The organism is Paracoccus sp. (in: a-proteobacteria) (assembly GCF_030604785.1).
In the GTDB taxonomy this organism is placed as follows: domain Bacteria; phylum Pseudomonadota; class Alphaproteobacteria; order Rhodobacterales; family Rhodobacteraceae; genus Paracoccus.
The window spans coordinates 11,803-33,194 of the sequence record NZ_JAUVVF010000001.1 but is presented as its reverse complement, the minus strand read 5'-3'; the positions used below and the strand labels follow the sequence as shown (position 1 = coordinate 33,194).

At 68.5% G+C, this 21,392-nt stretch carries 22 protein-coding genes and 1 other RNA gene; 3 read left to right on the top strand and 20 right to left on the bottom strand.

Features of this window, described 5'->3' with window-relative positions:
• Positions 1-33: 33 nt before the first annotated feature.
• The 11 genes from QAR72_RS00165 to ehuR all read right to left on the bottom strand — a co-directional run bounded on the left by QAR72_RS00165 (position 34) and on the right by ehuR (position 10,884).
• Positions 34-918 (bottom strand): LysR family transcriptional regulator, encoded by an 885-nt coding sequence (locus QAR72_RS00165; protein WP_304615321.1) that lies wholly within the window; start codon positions 916-918, stop codon positions 34-36.
• Positions 919-1,064: 146 nt separating this feature from the next.
• On the bottom strand, positions 1,065-2,051 hold the full coding sequence (doeB, locus tag QAR72_RS00160) for a N(2)-acetyl-L-2,4-diaminobutanoate deacetylase DoeB (RefSeq protein WP_304615320.1): 987 nt from the start codon (positions 2,049-2,051) through the stop codon (positions 1,065-1,067).
• Positions 2,048-3,244, bottom strand: coding sequence for an ectoine hydrolase DoeA (gene doeA, locus QAR72_RS00155; RefSeq protein WP_304615319.1), 1,197 nt, complete (start codon positions 3,242-3,244; stop codon positions 2,048-2,050). Before doeA ends, doeB begins: the two co-directional genes overlap by 4 nt.
• Positions 3,245-4,204: a cyclodeaminase gene (locus QAR72_RS00150; RefSeq protein WP_304615318.1), complete on the bottom strand. Its 960-nt coding sequence runs from the start codon at positions 4,202-4,204 to the stop codon at positions 3,245-3,247. It abuts the gene before it with no gap.
• Complete coding sequence (eutB, locus tag QAR72_RS00145) at positions 4,201-5,148, bottom strand: hydroxyectoine utilization dehydratase EutB (RefSeq protein WP_304615317.1); 948 nt, start codon at positions 5,146-5,148, stop codon at positions 4,201-4,203. Before eutB ends, QAR72_RS00150 begins: the two co-directional genes overlap by 4 nt.
• Entirely contained in the window at positions 5,142-5,846 is a 705-nt protein-coding gene (locus tag QAR72_RS00140; RefSeq protein ID WP_304615316.1) for a maleate cis-trans isomerase family protein, read from the bottom strand. Before QAR72_RS00140 ends, eutB begins: the two co-directional genes overlap by 7 nt.
• Positions 5,847-5,858: 12 nt before the next feature.
• On the bottom strand, positions 5,859-6,299 hold the full coding sequence (locus QAR72_RS00135; protein ID WP_304615315.1) for a universal stress protein: 441 nt from the start codon (positions 6,297-6,299) through the stop codon (positions 5,859-5,861).
• A 4-nt stretch (positions 6,300-6,303) separates the two neighbouring features.
• Positions 6,304-7,587, bottom strand: a complete 1,284-nt coding sequence (locus QAR72_RS00130) for a TRAP transporter large permease (protein ID WP_304615314.1) — start codon at positions 7,585-7,587, stop codon at positions 6,304-6,306.
• Positions 7,588-7,590: 3 nt separating this feature from the next.
• Entirely contained in the window at positions 7,591-8,253 is a 663-nt protein-coding gene (locus QAR72_RS00125; RefSeq protein ID WP_442953526.1) for a TRAP transporter small permease, read from the bottom strand.
• A gap of 62 nt (positions 8,254-8,315) precedes the next feature.
• On the bottom strand, positions 8,316-9,323 hold the full coding sequence (locus QAR72_RS00120; RefSeq protein WP_304615313.1) for a TRAP transporter substrate-binding protein: 1,008 nt from the start codon (positions 9,321-9,323) through the stop codon (positions 8,316-8,318).
• Positions 9,324-9,522: 199 nt separating this feature from the next.
• Positions 9,523-10,884 carry a MocR-like ectoine utilization transcription factor EhuR gene (ehuR, locus tag QAR72_RS00115; protein WP_304615312.1) on the bottom strand — a complete coding sequence of 454 codons (1,362 nt, stop codon included), beginning with the start codon at positions 10,882-10,884 and terminating at the stop codon, positions 9,523-9,525.
• A 64-nt stretch (positions 10,885-10,948) separates the two neighbouring features.
• Between ehuR and QAR72_RS00110 the strand changes: the two genes are divergently transcribed.
• The 3 genes from QAR72_RS00110 (at position 10,949) to QAR72_RS00100 (ending at position 14,388) form a co-directional block, all read left to right on the top strand.
• The gene (locus tag QAR72_RS00110) at positions 10,949-11,434 is read left to right on the top strand and encodes an Lrp/AsnC family transcriptional regulator (RefSeq protein ID WP_304615311.1); all 486 of its coding nucleotides are present in this window, start codon (positions 10,949-10,951) and stop codon (positions 11,432-11,434) included.
• A gap of 114 nt (positions 11,435-11,548) precedes the next feature.
• Complete coding sequence (locus QAR72_RS00105; RefSeq protein WP_304615310.1) at positions 11,549-13,006, top strand: NAD-dependent succinate-semialdehyde dehydrogenase; 1,458 nt, start codon at positions 11,549-11,551, stop codon at positions 13,004-13,006.
• A gap of 11 nt (positions 13,007-13,017) precedes the next feature.
• A complete protein-coding gene (locus QAR72_RS00100; RefSeq protein ID WP_304615309.1) occupies positions 13,018-14,388 on the top strand; it encodes an aspartate aminotransferase family protein in 1,371 nt (456 codons plus the stop codon).
• 19 nt (positions 14,389-14,407) lie between these two features.
• Here QAR72_RS00100 and QAR72_RS00095 read toward each other — a convergent pair whose 3' ends face one another.
• From QAR72_RS00095 to gatC, 9 genes are all read right to left on the bottom strand, one after another.
• On the bottom strand, positions 14,408-14,965 hold the full coding sequence (locus tag QAR72_RS00095; RefSeq protein ID WP_304615308.1) for a nucleotidyltransferase family protein: 558 nt from the start codon (positions 14,963-14,965) through the stop codon (positions 14,408-14,410).
• Positions 14,958-17,237 carry a xanthine dehydrogenase family protein molybdopterin-binding subunit gene (locus tag QAR72_RS00090; RefSeq protein WP_304615307.1) on the bottom strand — a complete coding sequence of 760 codons (2,280 nt, stop codon included), beginning with the start codon at positions 17,235-17,237 and terminating at the stop codon, positions 14,958-14,960. The genes QAR72_RS00095 and QAR72_RS00090 overlap by 8 nt, the downstream gene beginning before the upstream one ends.
• Positions 17,237-17,695 (bottom strand): (2Fe-2S)-binding protein, encoded by a 459-nt coding sequence (locus QAR72_RS00085; RefSeq protein ID WP_304615306.1) that lies wholly within the window; start codon positions 17,693-17,695, stop codon positions 17,237-17,239. The genes QAR72_RS00090 and QAR72_RS00085 overlap by 1 nt, the downstream gene beginning before the upstream one ends.
• 159 nt (positions 17,696-17,854) lie before the next feature.
• Positions 17,855-18,022, bottom strand: a complete 168-nt coding sequence (gene rpmG / locus QAR72_RS00080; protein ID WP_022707377.1) for a 50S ribosomal protein L33 — start codon at positions 18,020-18,022, stop codon at positions 17,855-17,857.
• 153 nt (positions 18,023-18,175) lie between these two features.
• Positions 18,176-18,552: RNase P RNA component class A (gene rnpB, locus QAR72_RS00075), an RNA gene on the bottom strand.
• Between the two features lie 49 nt (positions 18,553-18,601).
• Positions 18,602-19,258: an N-acetylmuramoyl-L-alanine amidase gene (locus QAR72_RS00070; protein ID WP_331497634.1), complete on the bottom strand. Its 657-nt coding sequence runs from the start codon at positions 19,256-19,258 to the stop codon at positions 18,602-18,604.
• Complete coding sequence (locus tag QAR72_RS00065) at positions 19,255-19,485, bottom strand: hypothetical protein (protein ID WP_304615305.1); 231 nt, start codon at positions 19,483-19,485, stop codon at positions 19,255-19,257. The genes QAR72_RS00070 and QAR72_RS00065 overlap by 4 nt, the downstream gene beginning before the upstream one ends.
• Positions 19,486-19,513: 28 nt before the next feature.
• Complete coding sequence (gatA, locus tag QAR72_RS00060; protein WP_304615304.1) at positions 19,514-20,998, bottom strand: Asp-tRNA(Asn)/Glu-tRNA(Gln) amidotransferase subunit GatA; 1,485 nt, start codon at positions 20,996-20,998, stop codon at positions 19,514-19,516.
• Positions 20,995-21,282: an Asp-tRNA(Asn)/Glu-tRNA(Gln) amidotransferase subunit GatC gene (gene gatC, locus QAR72_RS00055; protein WP_304615303.1), complete on the bottom strand. Its 288-nt coding sequence runs from the start codon at positions 21,280-21,282 to the stop codon at positions 20,995-20,997. The genes gatA and gatC overlap by 4 nt, the downstream gene beginning before the upstream one ends.
• Between the last annotated feature and the right edge of the window lie 110 nt (positions 21,283-21,392).

Below are 21,392 nucleotides of genomic sequence, written 5' to 3'. Positions count from 1 at the left end.
AATCAATATCGCAGTTCCGTCAGATGATAGAAATTACCTATCGACCAGCCGCCGCGCCTCGGCCAGAAGCGCCTCGAGCACCGGCGTGTGCGGCTCGCGCCAGGGGGCGATCAGGCCGACCGCGTGGCCCCCGCCATCACCGGTCAGCGGCACCTGCGCCAACGGCTTTCCCCGGGCCAGGAAATCCGCGATGCCCTGGGGCAGGATGGTGATCCAGCCGCCCTCGAGCACATGGGCGACGAGGATCACGGTCGAGTTCGATTCGACCCGCGCCTCGGCCGCGACGCCGGCCTGCGACAGCATCCGGTCAAGGATCCGCCGGTTCTGCATGTCGGGCGAGAGCAGGCAGAGCCGCTGCCCCGCCAGGGCGGACCAGGGAAGCGAGGGCTGGCCGGCCAGCGGATGGTCGTTGCGGGCAAGGACCACATAGCGTTCCTCATAAAGCGGCACGCTGCTGACACGGCCCAGAGGCTCGTTGTCGAGATAGGTTATGCCGGCATCGACATCGAGATCGTCCAGCATCTTGAGGATCTCGGCGGAGCTGCGCGACAGGATGGTGAAGCCGACATTGGGATGAAGCGCGCCGAACCGCGCGGAGAGACGGGCGGCCCAGGTCAGCGCCGTGGGAATGACCGCCAGTCGCAGCCGACCCGAGAGGCCGTGGCGGGTGGCGCGCATCTCGTCGCGCAGCTGGCGGGCATCGCCGACGATGCGGCGCGCCCAGACCAGCGCGGCCTGCCCCTCGGGTGTCAGGCCGCCATAGCGCGAGCCGCGGAAGATCAGCAGGACGCCGAGGGTTTCCTCGAGCTGCTTGATCCCCGCCGAGAGCGTCGGCTGCGTGATGCCGAGCGATGCGGCGGCGCGGCCGAAATGGCCCTCCTTGGCGGTGGCGAGGAACATTTCCAGCTTGTCGATCATGGCTTCCCCCTTCGTCCCGCATGAAGCGCGGACGGGGCCCTTGGGTCAAGCCGGCGCGCGGGGGGATGGCGGCAGGGGGGCTGTCTGCCCCCCTGCACCCCCCGAGGATATTTGCACCAGGGCAAAGGCAGGTGCGGGGCGCGGCTTCAGACCGGGACGGCCAGGACCGCGAGGCAGTCCCCCATCTGCACGAGGCCCGGGAAGTGGCGCGCCGCGATCAGGCCGGGGCGCTGCGCTGTCACGGTCTCGGGGGTGCCGCCGGTGCGGTCGGCGGGCCAGATGCGCGCGAGGGGCTGGCCTTCGGCCACGGCTTTGCCCAGATCCGCGAGGGGCTGGACGAGGCCGTCGCGCGGGGCGAAGTGGAAGCAGGCATCATCGGGCATGTCCAGCATCTGCGAAGGTTCGGGGTGATCGACCGCCCCCGCGAGGATGCCGGCATGGCGCAGCACGTTCAGCGCGCCGCGATGGGCGATGCGGCACGAGGCCGCCGTCGCCGTGCCGCCGCCGCCGAGCTCGGTCGTGACGAAGGTCTTGCCCTTGGTCTCGACCGCGGTGTCGAACATGCCGACCGCGTCGATCTCGCGCATCATCATCGAGAAGGGCGCACCGAAGGCCCGCATCGCCGCCACGCAGGCCGCCTGCTGGTCGGGATCGTCCAGGTAATGCGCCGCCGCATAGGGCAGGAAGTCGAGCGTCTTGCCGCCGGAATGGTAGTCCAGCACGATGTCTGCCATCGGCAGCAGGACGCTGTCGAAGTAATGCGCGATCTTCTGCGTAACCGTGCCGTCGGGGCGGCCCGGAAAGCAGCGGTTCATGTTCACCTGGTCGATCGGGCTGACCCGCGTGCCCGCGCGGAAGGCCGGATAGTTCAGGAAGGGCGCGATGATCACGCGCCCCGAGATTTCATGGGGTTGCAGCTCGGATGCAAGCTGCTGAAGGGCGACGGGGCCTTCATATTCGTCGCCGTGATTGCCGCCGGTCAGAAGCGCGGTCGGGCCGTCGCCCTGGGCGATGACCGTGATCGGGATCATCACGCTGCCCCAGGCGCTGTCATTGCGCGAATGGGGCAGCCGCAGGAAGCCGTGATGCTTGCCGGGACCGTCCAGCGGGATGGTGGGGGTGATCGGGCTCATTGCTTCACCAGCATCCGGCGGGGGATGTTGCAGAACAGCTCGGGCTCGGCCTCGGTGATGACGATGGATTCGGTCGTCTCGTAGCCCCAGCCCTCCATCCAGAGGCCGGTCATGAAGTGGACGGTCATGCCCGGTTTCAGCTCGGTCCGGTCGCCACGGCGCAGAGACATGGTGCGTTCGCCCCAATCGGGCGGGTAGCTGAGGCCGATCGGATAGCCGGTGCGGTTGTCCTTGACGATGCCGTAGCGGTCGAGGACCGTGAAGAAGGCGTTGGCGATATCCTCGCAGGTATTGCCGGCGCGGGCGGCGGAAAGGCCCGCCTCCATCCCCTCGAGCACGGCCTTTTCGGCGTCGAGCATCTCTTGCGGCGGCGTCCCGAGGAAGATCGTGCGCGACAGCGGCACGTGGTAGCGCTGATAGCAGCCGGCGATCTCGAAGAAGGTGCCTTCGTCCTTCTTCATAGGCTGGTCGTCCCAGGTCAGGTGCGGCGCCGCCGCGTCCGGCCCGGAAGGCAGCAGCGGCACGATGGCCGGATAATCGCCGCCATGCTGGGACCATTCGTCAAAGCGCAGGCCGGCGTCATAGATCTCGGCCACCAGATCGCATTTGCGCATTCCCACCTCGACCCGGTCGGCGATGCGGCGGTGCATCCGCTCGACGATGCGGGCGGCTTTCCGCATGTATTCCAGTTCCTTGGGCGTCTTGACCGCGCGCTGCCAGTTTACCAGGCCCGTCGCGTCCAGGATCTGCGCCTCGGGCAGGCCATGGACCAGACGCTCATGCGCCTTGGCGGAATACCAGTAATTGTCCATCTCGACGCCGATGAAGCCGCGATGCCAGCCCCGGTCGGCCAGCTGCGCCCAGAGATAATCCATCGGATGCCGCTCGACCGATTGCACGTAATGGTCAGGATAGCCGATGATGTGGTCGTCGCTCATCCAGACGGTGCGCAGCGCGCCCTGCGCGTCCTGGCCGCGCCCGAACCAGATCGGCGCGCCGGTCGGGCCGACGATGACGCATTGATGGACATAGAAGGACCAGCCGTCATAGCCGGTCAGCCAGGCCATGTTCGAGGGGTCGCTGACGATCAGAAGATCCAGCCCCAGCTTTTCCATGCTGGCGCGGGTCTTTTTCAGCCGCTGCTCGTATTCCTCGGTCGAGAAGCGGTAGGGGGTCCTTTGCAGTTCGGGCATTCACGTGGCTTTCGAAAACGCGTCAAGCGCGTGGGTGGCTATGGCTGTGTCCTGCACGCCGGTGCCCGTCAGATCGCAGATCGTGATCTGATCGGGATGGGTTCGGCCGGGGCGCTGCCCGGCGATGATCTGGCCCAGTTCGGGATGGTCCCGGTCGGGCTGGCCCGCCGCAATCGCCGCGCGCAACTCGCCCATCAGGCGGGTCTGCGACAGCCGGTCCGCGACATAGAGATCGGCGCGGGCGAGGCAGGCGGGGTCAAGTTCGGTCTTGCCGGGCTGGTCGCTGCCCATGGCCGTGACATGCTGGCCGGGGCGCAGCCAGTCCGCCATCAGGATGGGCTGGGTGGCGGGCGTGGTCGTGACGATGATGTCGGAAAAGGCTGCGGCCTCGGCGGGGTCGGCAGTTGCGCGAACCGTCAGGCCGGGGCGGGTCAGGCTGGCGGCCAGCGCCTGCGCGCGAGAGGGGTCGCGCGCCCAGATCATGGCCTCGGCGATTGGCCGGACAAGGGTCAGCGCCTCAAGCTGCAAGCGCGCCTGAAGCCCTGCGCCGAAGATCGCGGCGCGGGTTGCGTCAGGGCGCGCCAGCCAGCGCGCGGCCACGCCTCCGGCGGCGGCGGTGCGCAGGTCGGTCAGGTAGCCGTTGTCCAGAAGGACCGCGCGCACTTGGCCCGTTTCGCTGTCCAAGACCACCATTAGCCCCGAGGTCGAAGGCAAACCGCGGGACGGATTGTCGAAGAAACCGGGCGAGATCTTGACCGCAAATCCCTGAAATCCCGGGATATAGGCGGTCTTGATGTCAACCTCGCCATTCATGTCGGGCAGATGCATCGACAGGATCGGCGGCATGACCACGCCGCCCCGCGCCAGCCGGGCAAAGGCGGATTCGATCAGGTCGACAAGCGGCGCGTCCAGCGTCAGGCGGGCGCGCAGGTCGGGTTCAGTGAGGATCAGCGGATTCATGCGGCCCTCAGGATGTCGGCATGGGTGGCGGGGTCGATATTCGCGCCCGAGACGATCAGGACCAGCGGGCCCGGGCCGCGCAGGCGGCCCGCCAGAACCGCGCCCGCGCCCACGGCGGCGGCGCCTTCGACCACATGACCCTCAAGCGCCAGATGGCGAATGCCGGCGGCGATCTCGTTCTCGGTCACCAGGATCAGGTCGTCCATGAGGTCGCGCACCATCGGGAATGTCAGGCGGTTCCTGAGCCCGATCCCGCCGCCCAGGCTGTCGGCCAGCGTCGGCAACTCGCGCACCTCGACCGGCTGACCCGCTGCAAGGCTGGCGGCCATCGCGGCGCCGCGTTCCATGCTGATGCCGATGATGCGGATGTCGGGCCGCAGGGCCTTGGCGGCCGCCGCGACACCGGCCAGCAGGCCGCCGCCGGACAGGGGAACGGCGATCGCCGCCGCCTCGGGGATCTGCTCGACGATCTCGAGGCCAAGCGTGCCCTGCCCCGCGATGACATCCGGATGATCGAAGGGCGGGATCAGCGCGAAGCCCTCCTCGGCCTCAAGGCGCTGCGCTTCCAGGAAGGCCTCGTCCTGGCTGGCGCCGATGATGCGGGCCTCGGCGCCCAGATCGCGGATGGCGCGGACCTTGTTGTCGGGGACCAGCGAGGACATGCAGATCACCGCCCGCATCCCCCGTGCCCGCGCCGCATGGGCCAGAGCGCGCCCGTGATTGCCGGTCGAAGCCGTGGTGACGCCCGCCACATCGCCCAGACGCGCCACCGCATTCGTCGCACCGCGCAGCTTGAAGGCGCCGGTCGTCTGGCGATGTTCCAACTTCAGCAGGACCGGCACGCCAGCCGCTTGGGTCAGCCCCTCGGACAGGGCGACGGGGGTGCGGATCACCTGCCCCTCGATCCGCCTTGCGGCGTCGCGGATCGCGTCCAGCCCTACCATGTGCGCGTTCCGAACAGGGCGCCGGGGCCGGTTGCGGGGATGCGCGCCTCGTCCAGCATCGCCCAGAAAAGCGCCTGATTGGCGGTCAGGACGGGCTTGCCCAGTCGCGCCTCCAGCTCGTCGATCAGGTCAAGGGCGGGCAAGGCGGTGCAGGACAGGAACAGGGCCTGAGCGTCCGGGTGGTCGCTGGCCTCGGCCATCTCGACGATCTCGGCCGCGCCCAGCATCGCCATGTCGCGGTCATCGGCATGTCCCATCGAGGAACGGCGCAGCACCTCGATCCCCGAGGCCTGGAAATGATCGCCCACCAGATCGGTCGTCGCGGCCAGATAGGGCGTCATCAGCGCGACGCGGGCGACGCCAAGAGCGCGAAAGCCGCGCAGCGCCGCGCCTGCTGGCGTGGCGACGGGCGCGCGGTTGCCGGTCAAGGCGCCGATCCCATCACCCAGCACCGCCGAGGCCGAGGTGCAGCCGAACCCGATCCCTTTCAGCCCCACGCCCGGCACCAGCAGATCGACCGCCGCCCGCAGGCGCGGGCCGGTGGCCAGCAGGTTCTCGCGGGTGGTCGGGTTCTCGAAGGCGATGCGCGTCACATGCAGGCGCGTGCCCTGGGGCATCAGGCGCGCGGCGTCGCCCTCGATCGTCAGGTCGGTGGCCAGGGCCACCAGCCCGAAACGGTGCAGATCATCGTCCCACATCGGGAATTCCTTTCAGACGACCATGACGGGACAGGGCGCCAGCCCCGTCACCTTGTGACTGACCGAGCCCAGCAGATAGCCCTCGGTCGCGCCAAGCCCGCGCGAGCCCAGCACGATCAGGTCGCAATCCTTCTCTCGCGCGACGGCGACGATGGTGCGGGCGGGCTGGCCCGCGCGGATGAAGGCGCTGACCTCGGCCACGCCCGCATCGCGGACAAGGCTTTTGGCGTAATCGGCCGCATCGCGGGCATGGCTGCGCATCGCATCGTCCAGATGCCCCGGCTCGGAGGCGCCGCGCACCATCGACAGCGACGCTTCCAGCATCGAATGGTGGCGATAGACGGTCAGCACTACGACCCGCGCGCCGCAGAGCTTCGCCAGTTCCGCCGCCTTGACCAGCGCGCGCTCGGCCCCGGTCGAGCCGTCATAGGGGATGAGGATACGGGAGAACATCGGCCTACCTGAAGGCAAGGTCGCGCAGGAACAGCGCGATCTGGGGGAAGAAGATCAGCAGCACCGACACGGTCAGCAGGATCAGGATGAAGGGGGGCGTGCCCTTGACCACCTCGGCATAGGGGCGCTTGAAGACGGCAATGGCGGTGAAGATGTCGCAACCGAAGGGCGGCGTGGCGCTGCCGATTGCGACCTGCAGCGTGATGATCGTGCCGACCAGCACCGGGTCCAGCCCGGTGGCCTGCACGACCGGCGCGAAGATCGGAACCAGGATCAGGATCACCACGATCGGATCGACGAACATGCAGGCGATGAAGAAGGCGATCGAGATCGTGAACAGCACCCCGTAGGGCCCCATCTCGTCGATGCCGATGCCGCCCAGCACCGCCTGCGGGATCTGCGCGAAGCTGATGATGTAGCTGAAGGCCGCCCCCGCGCCGACCAGGATGAAGACGACGGCCGTGATCAGCCCGGTCGATTTCGCCGTCGCGTAAAGCTGTTTCAGCGTCATCTCCCGAAAGACGATCATTTCGAGGAACAGCGCATAGAGGACGCAGGCCGCCGCCGCCTCGGTCGGGGAGAAGATGCCGCCATAGATGCCGCCGATGATGATGACCGGAAAGCCCAGGGGCCACAGCGCACGGCGCACGGCGCGGCCACGTTCGCGCCATGTCGCGGGCGGCTCGGTCGGGACGTTGTGGCGGACGGCGTAAATGTAGGCGTAGATCGAGAACAGCAGCAGGATCAGCAGGCCCGGCCCCAGCCCTGCGATGAACAGTTCCGAAATCGAGGTGCCCGAGACGACGCCGTAGATGATCATCCCGATCGAGGGCGGGATCAGGAATGCGATGTCGGATGCGTTGATGATCAGCGCCAGCGTGAACTTGTCGCTGTAGCCCGCCTTCAGCAGGCGCGGGCGCAGGGGGCCCCCCACCGCCACCACCGTCGCCTGGGTCGAGCCCGAGACCGCGCCGAACATCGTGCAGGCCCCCGCGGTCGAGATCGCAAGCCCGCCCTTGATATGGCCCAGAAAGGCCATGACCAGATCGATCAGCCGTCCCGCAGACTGGCCGCGCGTCATGATGTCGGCGGCAAGGATGAACATCGGCACCGCGATCAGGCTGGCAGGCTGGATGCCCGCGATGACCTGCTGGACCAGCGTCGGCATCTGACCGAGCCCGCCGAAGATCCCGACAAAGCCCACGATCGCGCCGATGATCAGCGGCACCATCATCGGAAAGCCGATCAGCAGCAGGACGACCATGGTTCCCAGAATGGCGATGGTCATGGCCTAGACCTCTTCCTCGCGGTTGTCGTCGTAACCCTCCAGCGTGCCGGTGGACAGCCAGATGGCGGGGTCGATGAGGTTCCTGATCGCGGTCAGCGCGTATTGCAGCCCGGTCAGGAAGAAGCCCAGGGGCACCCAGACGAGGATCCACCAGTTCGGGATGCGCAGGGCGGGCATGACCCTGCCCCGCGCCGCCTGCGTGGCGACATATTGATAGGCATACCATGCCAGACCCAGCAGCAGCGCCGCCGTGATGGCCGAGATCAGCACCATCGCCAGCTTGCGCGCCCGGAAGGGCAGCATGTCGAAGAAGGCCGACATGCGGATATGGCGGCCGTGCCGCGCGGCATAGGAGATGCCCGCGAAGGTGATCAGGATGATCAGCGCCTGATTGAGTTCCTCGGACCAGTAGAGCGACTGGCCGAACAGATAGCGCCCGACGACATTGGCGCAGGTATTCGCCGCCATCGCCAAGACGCCCAGCGCCAGCAGCACCGATTCCAGCCGCGCGATGCCCTGATCCAGCCAGCCAAGAGGGCCGGGCAACCCGGACCGATAGGCGCTGTCGTCGATATCGTCGGCCCCGACCGAAGGCATCTCGGCCCCCGCCTCGGCGGCGGTGCGGTCGGTCACGGGCGGGCCGGGAGGCGGCGTGGTGTTCGACATGCGGGCGATTCCGGGGGGTTGCGGATCCCGACCGGCCCACGCAGGGCCGGGCGGGGGATGCGTCACTGGGCGGCCGCCTCGAGATCGGCCTTCATCTGGTCCAGCACCTCTTGCGAGCGCGGGCCACCGATCTCGAGGAAGGTCGCCTCGACCTGCTCGGCCGTGTCACGGAAGGGGGCGCGCTGTTCCTCGGTCAGGGTGGTGACGGTCATCGAGGGCTTGGCCTCCATGATCCGTTCCAGCGATTCCTCGGTCAGGCCCTGCTGGTATTCGATGATATGATCGAAGGCCGCCTCGGTCGCGTTGCGGATCAGGGTCTGGTCCTCTTCGGACAGGCCGTCGAAGAAGTCCTTGTTGGCCATCAGCGCGGTGGTGAAGTTGTTGTGGCCAAGCCGCGTGATGTGGTCGGTCACTTCATACATCCGCGTGGATTCGATGAAGAAGGCGGGGTTTTCCTGACCGTCGATGATGCCGGTCTGAAGGCCGCCATAGACCTCGCCCCAGGGCAGCGGCGTGGGCGTCGCGCCGAAGGCCTGATAGCTCGAGACCAGCAGCGGGTTCGTCATCACGCGGACCTTCACGTCGTTCAGGTCGGCGGGGCTGGTCACGGGGCGGTCGGTGGTCAGCATCACCTCGCCCTCGGGATACATGGTCAGGAGTTCAAGCCCCTGATCTGCGTAAAGCTCGGGGAAGATGCGGTTGATCGTCTCGGATTCGCGGAAGAACCGGACCAGCTGATCCTCGTCCTCGGGCAGCAGGTAGGGCACGAAGAAGACCTGCGCCTCGGGGATCAGGGCGCCGGTGAAGCCGGGGGACTGGTTCACGAATTGCAGGATGCCGGCCTGCGTCTGTTCCAGGATGTTGTCGGATTCACCGAGCGTGCCAAAGGGGAACAGCTGGACCTCGTGGTCCGAATTGGCCTCGATCTCTTCCTTGAACTTCTGGGCAAAGACGCCCTGCACCTCGTCGAGCGCCTCTTCGAAGGCATAGCGCCACGTGTCGGCCATGGCGGTTCCGGCACCGATGATCAGCGCCGCGGCACTGGCGGCGGTCAGGGTCTTGATGGTCATGTCTTCTCCTGTTGGTGGGGGCTTGTTGCCGGGTCGCGGCCAGCCCTCGGGTTGCAGGATTCGGGGCTGTGATCGCCCGCTCCGGCTTGGGCAGAGAGTTCTGTGCAAGCCGAATTCAAGTCAATTTATATATTAAACCATGACAATTTTCGGGGGCCGAGTCAAACCGCCCTCGGGATTGTCATGACATGCCCGCCGTTCAGCGGGGCAGGATTGCCGACAGGATGCGCAGCGCCTGTTCCAGTTCGCGCGTGCTGGCGCCGCCGATGGACAGGCGCAGGGCGGGGCGCGCGGGCAGCGTGGCAAAGCCCGCGCCGGGGGCCAGCGCGATCTGGTGGGACAGGGCGTGGGCCAGCGTCTCGGCCTCGTCGGCATCGGTGGGCAGGGTCAGCCAGCGATGCAGGCCGTGGGGAAAGCCCTGCGCCTGCGCGCCCAGGATCCGCTGCACCATGCGGTTGCGCAGAGCCAGTTCGGCGCGCTGTGCCTCGATCAGCGCATCGGCGGTGCCGCCGGTGATCCAGTCCTGGGCGATCTCGGCCATCAGCGGCGTCGCCATCCAGGACATCGACAGATGCCGGTTCAGCGCGGCCTCGGCCATGTCTTCCGGCATGGCCAGAAAGCCCAGCCGCAGACCCGGCGACAGGCATTTCGACAGGCCGGTGAAATAGAAGCTGCGTTCCGGTGCATGGCTGGCCAAGGCCGCCGGACGGCGTGGCGGCATCGGCCCGGTCGGGTCGCTTTCCAGGATCGCAAGCCCGGCCCGCGTCGCCGCGCGCGCCAGCGCCTCGCGCCGGTCCCGATCCATGATCCGCGCCAGCGGCCCGCCCCCCGAGGGCAGCAGGAACACCGCCTTCATCCGCCCGCCCGAGGCGCGCGCGGCGGCTTCCAGCGCGTCGGGGTCCATGCCCGCCCCATCATCGGGTATGCCGCGCAGCCGCAGATGCAGATGCTTGGCGGCGGGTTTCAGCGTGTGACAGGTCACGGCCTCGGTCGCGATGATGTCGCCGGGCTGGGCCACGGTCATCAGCGCGACGAACATCGCGGGCGTGGTGCCGTTGGTGATCAGGATGCGCTGCGCGGGCACCACCATGCCGCAGCGCGCCAGCCAGGACGCCGCCATGCCGCCGTAAAGCGACATGGTCTGGCGGGGGCGAAAGGACAGGATCGCCGGATCTGGCAGGCGCCCCGCCACGCGCACCAGGCTTTCGGCCCAGGCCGTGCGGATCTGCGGCAGGGCCACCGGCGTCATCATCGACAGGTCGATCGGCGGCCGGTCGGTGGGGGCGCGGAACCACGGCACCTCGATCGTCTCGCGCGGGCCGGATTTCACGAAACTGCCCCGCCCCACCTCGCCCGAGATCAGGTCGGCGCGGATCAGTTCCTCATAGGCGCGGCTGACGGTCTGGACCGACAGGCCCAGCTGCCAGGCCAGGTCGCGATGCGGCGGCAGGCGCTGGCCGGGGCGCAGGCTGCCCGAATCGATGGCCGCCGCAATCCCCTGGGCCAGGCTGCGATAGGCGGGGCGGGTGATGTCATCCTTGCGAAGCGGCCAATGCGACATGCGCCAAGGATCGCGCCAAGCCGGGCGATTGACAAGCCGTGCGCCTGCGGAAAGAACCGGGACCATGATCCCGCCGCGCGCCCTCCGCCTCGACGACCGCGACATCGCCATTCTGGCGGTGCTCTCGCGCGAGGGGCGCATCGCCAAAACTGAACTGGCCGCGCGGGTGAACTTGTCGCCGACCCCCTGCTGGGACCGGATGCGGCGGCTGGAACAGGCGGGTCTGATCCGCGGCTACCGCGCCCAGATCGACCTGGCCGCGCTTGGGCCGCATGTGCAGGTCTTTGTCACCGTCGAGCTGGACAGCCACCGCGCCGAAAGCTTCCAGATCTTCGAGCGCGTGATCGCCCGCACCGATGCCGTCACCGGCTGCTGGGCCATCGGCGGGGGCTTCGATTACCTGCTGCATGTGGTGGCCCGCGACGTGGCGGCCTTTCAGGACCTGATGGACGGTCTGCTGGAAAGCCGCGCCGGGCTGAGGCGCTATTTCAGCTATATCGTTACCAAGCCCGTGAAGGACCTGCCCCCCGCCACCGCGTTGCTGGGCTAGAGGAATTCTCGGCCCCGGCCCGCCCGGTCAGAGAATTTCTCTGCCGCGCAGGCCAAGTTCAGGGGAATTTCCCCTGCCCCCACCCCCATCATGGCCCCGAAAAGGAGATTTGCCATGCTGGATCACCAGACAAGCCTGACCGAAAGCCTGACCGATCCCGCGCTGCTGCCCGGCGCGGGCGATTTCCCGGCCGAGGGGCGGCTGGCCGTGCGCGACCCCGCCACCGGCGCCGTCGTCGCGCAGGTCCGCATCAGCGATCAGGCCGGTGCCCGCGCCGCCGTCGATGCCGCGCAGAATGCCTTTCCCGGCTGGGCCTCGATGCTGCCCCAGCACCGCGCCGCGATCCTGCATCGCTGGCACGCGCTGATCATGTCCGCGCGCGAGGATCTGGCCCGGATCATGGTCGCCGAACAGGGCAAGCCCATCAGCGAGGCGCGCGGAGAGATCGACTATGCCGCAAGCTTCGTGCAGTTCTACGCCGAGGAGGCCCTGCGCCCCAATATCGAGGGCGTGACCAGCCACCTGCCCGATGCCGAGATGGAGCTGTGGCGCGAGCCCGTGGGCGTGGCCGCGCTTGTGACGCCCTGGAACTTCCCCTCGGCGATGATCACCCGCAAGGCTGCCGCCGCCCTGGGTGCGGGCTGCACCGTGGTCATCCACCCCTCGGCCGAGACGCCGCTTTCGGCGCTGGCGCTGGCGGTGCTGGCTCAGCGGGCGGGCTTTCCGGCGGGCGTCGTGAACACCGTGATCGGGGATGCGGCCGCCATTGTCGGCGAATGGACCTCGGATGCGCGCGTCCGCGCCCTGTCCTTCACCGGCTCGACCGAAGTGGGACGGCTGCTCTATCGCCAATCGGCCGATACGGTGAAGCGTCTGGTTCTGGAACTGGGCGGGCACGCGCCCTTCATCGTCTTTCAGGGCGCCGATCTGGACCGCGCCGTCACCGAGGCGGTCAAGGCCAAGTTCGCCACGACCGGGCAGGATTGCCTCGGCGCCAACCGCTTCTACATCCACCGCCCCGTCTATGCCGAATTCTGCGCTCGCTTCGCCGCCGCAGTCGAGGGCTTGCGCCTTGCACCGGGGATCGAGGATGCCGATCTGGGTCCGCTGATCCACGACAGGCAGGTCGCCAAGCAGCAGGCCCATGTCGATGACGCGCTGGCCCGCGGCGCGCGCCTGCTGACCGGGGGCGGGGTCGCGTCGGAACTGGGTCCGCTGTTCTACAAGCCGACCGTGCTAGCCGATGTGCCCGACGAGGCCGCGATCATGCGCGAGGAAACCTTTGGCCCCGTCGCCGCCCTGACCCCCTTTGACACCGAGGAGGAGGTGATCGCCCGCGCCAATGCCAGCGAATACGGGCTGATCGCCTATCTGCACAGCCAGGACCCGCGCCGCATCTATCGCCTGAGCCGCGCGCTGCAATACGGCATGGTCGCCGTGAACCGCACCAAGGTGACGGGCGCGCCCATCCCCTTTGGCGGGATGAAGCAATCCGGGCTGGGCCGCGAGGGTGCGCGCCAGGGCCTCGAGGCTTTTACCGAGATCAAATATGTCTGCCGCGACTGGGCATGAAAGGAATGACGATGCTGACCAATGACGAACTGGCCCGGTGGGACCGCGAGAACTTCATGCATCCCTCGACGCATCTGGCGCAATTCGCGCGCGGCGAGGCGCCGCAGCGCATCGTCACCGGCGGAGAGGGCTGCCACATCACCGACCGCGACGGCAACCGCCTGCTGGACGGTTTCGCGGGGCTTTACTGCGTGAATGTGGGCTATGGCCGCAAAGAGATCGCCGATGCGATCGCCAAGCAGGCGCATGAGCTGGCCTATTACCACGCCTATGCCGGGCACGGGTCCGAGGCCTCGATCACGCTCTCCAAGATGGTCATGGACCGCGCGCCCGAGGGCATGGCGCGGGTCTATTTCGGGCTTGGCGGGTCGGATGCGAACGAGACCAACGTCAAACTGGTCTGGTATTACAACAACATCCTGAACCGCCCGCAGAAGAAGAAGATCATCAGCCGCTGGCGGGGCTATCACGGATCGGGGCTGGTCACGGGCAGCCTGACGGGGCTGGAACTGTTCCACAAGAAATTCGACCTGCCTCTGGCGCAGGTGATCCATACCGAGGCGCCCTATTACTTCCGCCGCCCCGACCCCGCCATGTCCGAGGCCGATTTCACCGCCCATTGCGTCGAACGCCTGGAGGCGCTGATCGAGGCCGAGGGCGCGGACACGATTGCGGCCTTCATCGGTGAGCCTGTGTTGGGGACAGGCGGCATCGTGCCGCCCCCCGCCGGCTATTGGGAGGCGATCCAGAAGGTGCTGGCACGCCACGACATCTTGCTGATCGCGGACGAGGTCGTCACCGGCTTCGGACGGCTGGGGACCATGTTCGGCAGCGATCATTACGGCATGAAGCCCGACCTGATCACCTGCGCCAAAGGCCTGACCAGCGCCTATGCGCCGCTGTCCGCGACCATCGTGGGCCAACGGATGTGGAAGGTCTTGGAACAGGGCACCGACGAGAACGGCGTTCTGGGCCATGGCTGGACCTATTCCGCCCATCCCATCGGCGCGGCGGCCGGCATCGCCAACCTGACCCTGATCGACGAACTGGATCTGGTCGGGAATGCGGGCCGCGTGGGCGCCTATCTGAACCGGCAGATGACGGCGGCGCTTGGCGGTCACGCCCATGTCGGCGAGGTGCGCGGCGAAGGGATGCTCTGCGCGGTGGAACTGGTCGCGGATCGCGAGGCGCGGCTTTTCTTCGATCCGTCCGAGGGCAAGGGCGCCAAGGTCGTGGCCGCGATGCTGAAGCGCGGCGTGATCGCGCGGGCCATGCCGCAGGGCGACATCCTGGGTTTCGCGCCGCCTTTGTGCCTGACCGAGGCCGAGGCCGACCGCATCGTCGACGTCACCACCGAGGCCGTCGCCGAAGTGCTGGGCTGAGGCGCGTCCGGATCCGCGATCAGGGGCCGAGGTCCTCGGGACGGTCGATATCGCGAAGAAGCGCGGGGGCCAGAACAAGCTGCGATGGCGGCAGGCCCTTCAGTAGCGTGGCCGCACCCCTGTCGCCCGAAAGCTCTGCCAGACGCGGCAGCATGGCCTGCGGAAAGCAGGCCGGCGGCAGGATCGCCGTTCCGTCGGTCGAGGCGGCCGGCAGGTCGGCGCCGGTTCGGGCGACCAGTTCCGCCAGATGGGCTGGCGTGATGTCGGGCATGTCGCCAAGGGCGATCAGCAGGCGCTCGGGCTGCCCCGCAGCCCCAAGACCCGCGCGCAGACTGGCCGATTGCAAGGGTTGCGTGCCGGGCGGCAGGGTGACGATCCGGAACCCGTCCAGATGGGGAACCAGCGCGGGATTGGCGATGACCGCGATCCGGTCCCCAAGCGGCATGCGCCTCAGCGCACCCGCCGCATGGGCGATCAGCGGCAGGCCGCGATGGCGGGCCAGCAGCTTGTCCTCGGGACCGAAGCGCCGCGAAACACCCGCGGCCAGAAGGATCGCGGTCGTGCCGCCCTCAGGCAAAGCGGATCCGGTCGGCGAAGGGCATCTGCCGCACACGCTGGCCGGTTGCCGCGCGGATCGCATTGGCCAGGGCTGCCGCGGCGGGCGGCAGGCCGGGCTCACCCAAGCCCCGGACGGGGCCGTTTTCCAGCAGGCGCGTCGTCACGCGCGGGCATTGCGGCAGGCGCATCCCGTCATGATCGTAGAAATTCTGCTGTTCAGGCCGGTGGTCGGCATAGGTGATCTGGCAGTTCATCGCATGGCCCAGCCCGAACAGCATGCCGCCCGAAAGCTGCGCCTCGGCATTCACCGGGTCCAGCACGGTGCCGATATCAGCCACGGCCCAGGCCTCGGTGATGCGCAGGCCCTGTGGGGTGTCCTCGACCTCGACCACCTCGGCGCAGGGGACGCCGAAGCTGAGGCAGAAGGCGACGCCCCTGCCCCGGCCCGGTCCCGGCTGGCGACCGCGCCAGTCGCACAGGCGCCGCGCCTCGTCGATCACCGTGCGCGACACATCGTCGTTGCAGGCGCGCAGAAGGCCGTCGAACGGATCGATCCCGGCGGACTCGAACATCTCGTCCATGAAGCTGCCGAGATAGAAGCCCGTGCTTGACGCGCCCACCGAGCGCCAGCTGCTGACCGGGGCCAGATCCGGGGCGCGCTTACCCGTCACGCGGAAATGCGGGATGGCAAAGGGCTGGTCCCAGGCGCCGGCCACGATGCTGATATCGGGGCCGGGCGGGTTCATCCAGACGCGCCCGAACCACGACGACATGACCGAGGGCGAGGCGATGGTCAGGTCCAGCGCCTCGATCCCGGTCTCGCCCACGCGGCCGCGGGCGCGGGCGATCTGGGCGGGACGCGGGCGGGACTGGGCGAAATCCTCCTCGCGCGTCCAGGTCATCTTGACGGGGCGGCCGGGAACGGATTGCGCGACCTCGATGGCCTGAAGGATGAAATCCAGTTCCAGCCTGCGCCCGAAACTGCCGCCGATCATCGGGTTTTCCAGCCGGATCGCGGTCTGGGGCAGACCGGTCAGCCGGGCGGCATGGGTCACGACGAAATCAGGGATCTGCGTGCCCGCCCAGATATGGCAGGCGCTGTCGGTGACAAGCACGGTGGCGTTCAGGGGCTCCATCGGCGCATGGGCCAGGAAGGGAACGCGGTATTCGGCCTCGATCACACCATCGCCTGCGGCAAGCGCGGCCTCGACATCGCCGTCATTGCGGTTGCGGCTGTCATGGCCGCGTTCCTCGAAGCTGCGCGACAATGCATCCCAGATCGCGGCGCTGTCGGCGGGGCGGTCGGTCGGGCCGGTCAGCTCCAGCACCAGCGCGTCGGCGGCGCGAAAGGCGTGCCAAGTGGTCTGGGCCAGAACGGCCACGCCACCCGAGATCGCGGTGACGGAATGCACGCCCGGAAAGGCGCGCGCCGCGCCGTCGTCGATCAGGCGCGCCTGCCCGCCTTCGGGCGCGGCGCGGACCGTGGCGAACAGCATGTCGGGCAGGCGAAGGTCGATGCCGAATTCCTGCGTCCCTGTGGATTTCGCGACGATATCGCCGCGCTGCATCGGCTTGCCCAGATGCCGCCATTGCGCCGGATCGCGCAGCACGATCGTCGTCACGGGCTCGATCCGGGCGGCTTCGACGGCAAGATCGGCATAGGGGATGCGCCGCCCGTCGGGCAGGACGACATGGCCGTCCTCGGTCCCCAAAGCCGTGCGGTCCAGCCCCTCGCGCAGGGCGGCAGCCTCTTTCAGGGTCTCGCGGGCGACCGCGCCGGCCTCGCGCAGCTTGCGGAAACCGTCGGGCACGGTCGAGCTGCCGCCGGTCATCTGCAGGCCCAGAAGCCGGGCCGGAATGTCCGAGGCGGCGCGGGCATTGCGCGCCAGCCAGCCCTGATCGGTCGGCAGAAAGGGCAGGTTCTCGGCCAGAAGCGCGCGGTTATAGTAGGCGGGGCTGACCGGACCTGCCTCGATCCGGGCCGAGGCCGGGTCGATGTCCAGTTCCTCGGCGATCAGGGCGGCCTGCACCCAACGGCTGCCCTGCCCCTTGTCGGCGCGGGGCGCGATCAGGGTGATGCCCTCGGCGTCGATCACGACATAGGGCGTCAGGGCCACGGTTTCCGCGTCATCGGCAAAGGGATCGGGCAAGGGCCGCGTGTAGCGCCAGGCGCCGAAGGCCACGCCGCCCGCCACCGCGACCGAGCCAATCAGCAGGCTGCGCCGCGCGATGCGGCCCGCCCGCGCAAGGCCACCCCGGCGGGGCTGGCCGGGGGAAAAACCGCGCGCCATCAGCCCGCGCCCAGCCGCAACGCGGCGCTGCGGATCGCGGCGCGGATGCGGGGATAGGTGGCGCAGCGGCAGAGATTGCCCTGCATCGCCGCGTCGATCTCGTCATCCGAGGGATCGGGGTTCTGCGCCAGAATCGCCGCCGCCGCCATGATCTGCCCCGACTGGCAATAGCCGCATTGCGCGACCTGCTGTTCGATCCAGGCGGCCTGCACGGGATGGGGGGCGGCGGGCGTTCCCAGTCCCTCGATCGTGGTGATCTCGCCCTCCACGTCGCCGATCAGGGTCTGGCAGGCCAGCACGGCCTGCCCGTCCAGATGGACGGTGCAGGCGCCGCAGGCCGCCGCGCCGCAGCCATATTTGGTCCCCGTCAGGCCAAGCACATCCCGCAGCGCCCAGAGAAGCGGCATGTCGGGATCGGCCTCGATCCGGCGGGTCTGTCCGTTGATCCTCAGCTCCATGCGCGAAAGCTAGGGCCTGCCCGCCATTGCCGCAAGAGTGGCGTGAGGTCACGGCGCGCCCCGCCGGCGGGCTTTCGCGCGGCCATGCGAAAGGGCCGCGATCCCTGCGGATGCGGCCCCGATGCGTCCGGACGGCAAGGCCCGGCAGTCAGGCAGATCTTACTTGATCTTGCCTTCCTTGTATTCGACGTGCTGACGGACGACCGGGTCGTATTTGCGCACGGTCATCTTTTCGGTCATGGTGCGGGCGTTCTTCTTGGTGACGTAGAAGTGCCCGGTGCCGGCGGTCGAGTTCAGCCGGATCTTGATGGTGGTCGGCTTCGCCATGTTTATCGCTCCTTCTTCGGGGCAATCGCGCGCCGCAAACCCCGTGAATTCCGTATGGAAGCCGCCTTTTAGCCGCCAAGGCGGCGAAGTCAACCGCGAATCCGGGCTTTTCGTCGGGGGCGGCGCGAAAGCCCGTCGAAACGGGCGGCATCGATGTGCGGAGGGCCTGTAAGCCGGATCCTGTCCACCGCGTTCTGCGGCTGGATGGCCATTCATCTGGTCCGCCCGTTGCCGGACGGATCTAGCTGCCTACCCGGATCTGCTGGGGCAAGGCGGCCCTGCGGGTTTCCCCGCGCGCGATCCCTATTCGGCATTGCTCCCGGTGGGGCTTGCCATGCGGGCGCTGTTGCCAGCCCCCCGGTGGGCTCTTACCCCACCGTTTCACCCTTGCCTGCACGGATGCGGGCGGTCTGTTCTCTGTGGCGCTTTCCCTGGGGTTGCCCCCGCCGGGCGTTACCCGGCACCGTTGCCTCGTGGAGTCCGGACTTTCCTCGACAGGACAGGCCTGCCGCGGCCATCCGGCCCTCCGCACGGGGGCGGATATGGCGCAGGCGGCGGGGCGGGTCAAGGGCGGGTCCGTCAGGCCGGACAGGACGCGGCCAGGCGCGCGGCGACCTGCCGGTCGGCGCGGGTCTCGGGGCCCCTGCCCCAGGGCCTGTGCCGAAGCCGGAAGGCGGCAAGCCTCGTCGCGGCCTCGGCGGGCGGATAGCCCAGCCTGTCCAGGCTGGGCGCAAGCGGCGGGTCGGGATCGTCGGGCCGCGGGCGCGCGAAGCAGGCCAGCCCCTGAAAGGCCAGCGATTCCCAGTCGAAGCGCGGGCCAGGATCGATCTTGCGGCCCGGCGCAAGGTCGGAATGCGCGATCACGCGATGCGGCGGGATCTGCCAGCGGGTCATGATCGCGGCCAGCAGGGTCTCCAGCGCCCGCATCTGCGTGCAGCCAAAGGGCTGGTCGCCGGGATTGACGATCTCGATCCCGATGCTGCGGGAATTCACGTCGTCGCGCCCCTGCCACGCGCCCCGCCCGGCATGCCAGGCCCGGCGCGTCTCGCAGACAAGCTGTTCGGCCGCGCCATGCTCGTCAATCAGCCAATGGGCGCTGACCTCGGCCGCCGGATCGCAGAGGCGGGCACGCGCCGAGGCGCCATCTGTCATGCCCGTATAGTGCAGCACCACCAGTTCGGGGCGCTGGCCCCTTCGGTCGCCGTGATTCGGGCTTGGGAAGACCTCGCCTGTCAGGGCGCGGTCCCTTGGGATTGCTGCGCCTGCGCCTGAGGCTGGGGCGCATAGAAGGGACGCGCCAGCGGGATCACGGCGGGCGTGTCTGCGCCGGTGGTCAGCGCGGTCTCGCGGGCGACGCGATACTGGCCGTAAGGGCTGGCCGAGGCAGGATAATTCGGGTTCCAGCCCGCATGTTCATTGCACCCGGCCAGGGCCAGGATCGTCACCATCACGAAAACGCGCATCGCTTCTCCTGTCCTTGATCGGGGCAGCCTACCACCAGCATTCGGGCTTGGCCACAAAGCCCGCGGCGCGTTCCAGCACCTGGGCCTGGTTCAGCAGATCGCCCTCTTCGAAAGGCCGACCGAAGAGTTGCAGGCCAAGCGGCAGGCCCTGCGCGTCCTGCCCCACCGGCACCGCGATGCCCGGCAGGCCCGCAAGGTTCAGCGTCACAGTGAAGACGTCGTTGAGATACATCTGCACCGGATCGCCCTTGTCCACCGAGCCGAGCGGGAAGGCCGCCGAAGGCGTAGCGGGTGCCAAGATCGAGTCGATCCCCGACGCGAAGGCCTGGTCGAAATCGCGCTTGATCAGCGCGCGCACCCGGCGGGCGCGGTTGTAGTAGGCGTCATAGAAGCCCGCCGACAGCACATAGGTGCCGATCATGATGCGGCGCTGCACCTCGGGGCCGAAGCCCTCGGCGCGGGTCTTCTCGTACATCTCGGTGATGCCGTCGCCCGCGCCCAGCTTCGAGCGGTGGCCGTAGCGCACGCCGTCATAGCGGGCGAGGTTCGACGAAGCCTCGGCCGGGGCGATCACGTAATAGGCGGGCAGCGCGTATTTCGTGTGCGGCAGGCTGATGTCGACGATCTCGGCGCCCGCGTCACGCAGCATCTCGGCGCCCTGACGCCACAGGGCGTCGATGGCGTCGGGCATGCCGTCCACGCGATATTCGCGCGGAATGCCGATGCGCTTGCCCCGGATGTCGCCGGTCAGCGCGGCCTCGAAATCGGGCACGGGCAGGTCGGCGCAGGTGCTGTCGGCAGGATCGGCCGAGGCCATCGCGCCCAGCATGATGGCCGCGTCGCGCACGGTCCTGGTCATCGGCCCGGCCTGATCCAGGCTGGACGCATAGGCGATCACGCCCCACCGGCTGACGCGGCCATAGGTCGGCTTCAGCCCCACCGTGCCGGTGAAGGCCGCAGGCTGGCGGATCGATCCGCCCGTATCCGTGCCGGTCGCGCCCAGGCACAGATCGGCGGCCACGGCCGCCGCCGAGCCGCCCGAGCTGCCGCCCGGCGTCAGCTGCGTCCCGTCAGGGCCGCGCCAGGGGTTCACGGCTGGTCCGTAGCAGCTGGATTCGTTGGTCGAGCCCATGGCGAACTCGTCCTGGTTCAGCTTGCCCAGCATGACCGCGCCCGCATCCCACAGGTTGCGCGTGACGGTCGATTCGTATTCGGGCGTGAAACCCTGAAGGATGCGGCTGCCCGCCTGGCTGGGCACGCCCTTGACGCAGAAGACATCCTTGACGCCCACCGGAATGCCGGTCATCGCCGCGGCCTCGCCCGCCCTGATGCGCTGATCGGCGGCGCGGGCCATGTCGCGGGCCATGTCGGGCGTGTGGTGGACAAAGGCGTTCAGGGCGCCCGCGCCCTCGATCGCGGTCAGGCAGGCTTCGGTCAGCTCGACCGAGGTCAGGTCGCCCTTGCGCAGCGCATCGCGCGCCTCGGCGATGGTCAGGCTGTTCGGCTTGGTCATTCCACCACCTTCGGCACCGCAAAGAAGCCCTCGCGCGCATCGGGCGCGTTCGACAGGATCCGGTCGGCCATGCCGCCCGAGGTCACCTGATCCTCGCGCCGCTTCAAGCGCATGGGGGTGACGCCGGTCATCGGCTCGACGCCCTCGACATCGACTTCGTTCAGCTGTTCCATGAAATGCAGGATGCTGCCAAGTTCGCGCGCCAGCGCCGGCAGGGCGGCATCATCGACCGCAATCCGCGCCAGATGCGCGACCTTGCGGGCCTGATCCTCGGTGATCGACATGACGTTTCCTTTCGTTGGCGCGGGTCTACTATTCCGCCGGGCCTGCCGCAAGCGGGGCGATGCCCGAGATTGCGGGCCCGGCAGGGGATGGCTAGGGTGAGACGGCAACC

What these genes read in the sequence shown, in the direction of transcription:
- QAR72_RS00125 (WP_442953526.1), bottom strand. Translation starts at nt 8,253, where the DNA reads ATGTCGAACACCACGCCGCCTCCCGGCCCGCCCGTGACCGACCGCACC.
- QAR72_RS00105 (WP_304615310.1), top strand. Translation starts at nt 11,549, where the DNA reads ATGCTGGATCACCAGACAAGCCTGACCGAAAGCCTGACCGATCCCGCG.
- rpmG (WP_022707377.1), bottom strand. Translation starts at nt 18,022, where the DNA reads ATGGCGAAGCCGACCACCATCAAGATCCGGCTGAACTCGACCGCCGGC.
- QAR72_RS00140 (WP_304615316.1), bottom strand. Translation starts at nt 5,846, where the DNA reads ATGTGGGACGATGATCTGCACCGTTTCGGGCTGGTGGCCCTGGCCACC.
- QAR72_RS00090 (WP_304615307.1), bottom strand. Translation starts at nt 17,237, where the DNA reads ATGGCGCGCGGTTTTTCCCCCGGCCAGCCCCGCCGGGGTGGCCTTGCG.
- doeB (WP_304615320.1), bottom strand. Translation starts at nt 2,051, where the DNA reads ATGAGCCCGATCACCCCCACCATCCCGCTGGACGGTCCCGGCAAGCAT.
- QAR72_RS00100 (WP_304615309.1), top strand. Translation starts at nt 13,018, where the DNA reads ATGCTGACCAATGACGAACTGGCCCGGTGGGACCGCGAGAACTTCATG.
- QAR72_RS00110 (WP_304615311.1), top strand. Translation starts at nt 10,949, where the DNA reads ATGATCCCGCCGCGCGCCCTCCGCCTCGACGACCGCGACATCGCCATT.
- QAR72_RS00165 (WP_304615321.1), bottom strand. Translation starts at nt 918, where the DNA reads ATGATCGACAAGCTGGAAATGTTCCTCGCCACCGCCAAGGAGGGCCAT.
- gatA (WP_304615304.1), bottom strand. Translation starts at nt 20,998, where the DNA reads ATGACCAAGCCGAACAGCCTGACCATCGCCGAGGCGCGCGATGCGCTG.
- QAR72_RS00135 (WP_304615315.1), bottom strand. Translation starts at nt 6,299, where the DNA reads ATGTTCTCCCGTATCCTCATCCCCTATGACGGCTCGACCGGGGCCGAG.
- QAR72_RS00120 (WP_304615313.1), bottom strand. Translation starts at nt 9,323, where the DNA reads ATGACCATCAAGACCCTGACCGCCGCCAGTGCCGCGGCGCTGATCATC.
- eutB (WP_304615317.1), bottom strand. Translation starts at nt 5,148, where the DNA reads ATGGTAGGGCTGGACGCGATCCGCGACGCCGCAAGGCGGATCGAGGGG.
- QAR72_RS00150 (WP_304615318.1), bottom strand. Translation starts at nt 4,204, where the DNA reads ATGAATCCGCTGATCCTCACTGAACCCGACCTGCGCGCCCGCCTGACG.
- gatC (WP_304615303.1), bottom strand. Translation starts at nt 21,282, where the DNA reads ATGTCGATCACCGAGGATCAGGCCCGCAAGGTCGCGCATCTGGCGCGG.
- doeA (WP_304615319.1), bottom strand. Translation starts at nt 3,244, where the DNA reads ATGCCCGAACTGCAAAGGACCCCCTACCGCTTCTCGACCGAGGAATAC.
- ehuR (WP_304615312.1), bottom strand. Translation starts at nt 10,884, where the DNA reads ATGTCGCATTGGCCGCTTCGCAAGGATGACATCACCCGCCCCGCCTAT.
- QAR72_RS00085 (WP_304615306.1), bottom strand. Translation starts at nt 17,695, where the DNA reads ATGGAGCTGAGGATCAACGGACAGACCCGCCGGATCGAGGCCGATCCC.
- QAR72_RS00130 (WP_304615314.1), bottom strand. Translation starts at nt 7,587, where the DNA reads ATGACCATCGCCATTCTGGGAACCATGGTCGTCCTGCTGCTGATCGGC.
- QAR72_RS00065 (WP_304615305.1), bottom strand. Translation starts at nt 19,485, where the DNA reads ATGCGCGTTTTCGTGATGGTGACGATCCTGGCCCTGGCCGGGTGCAAT.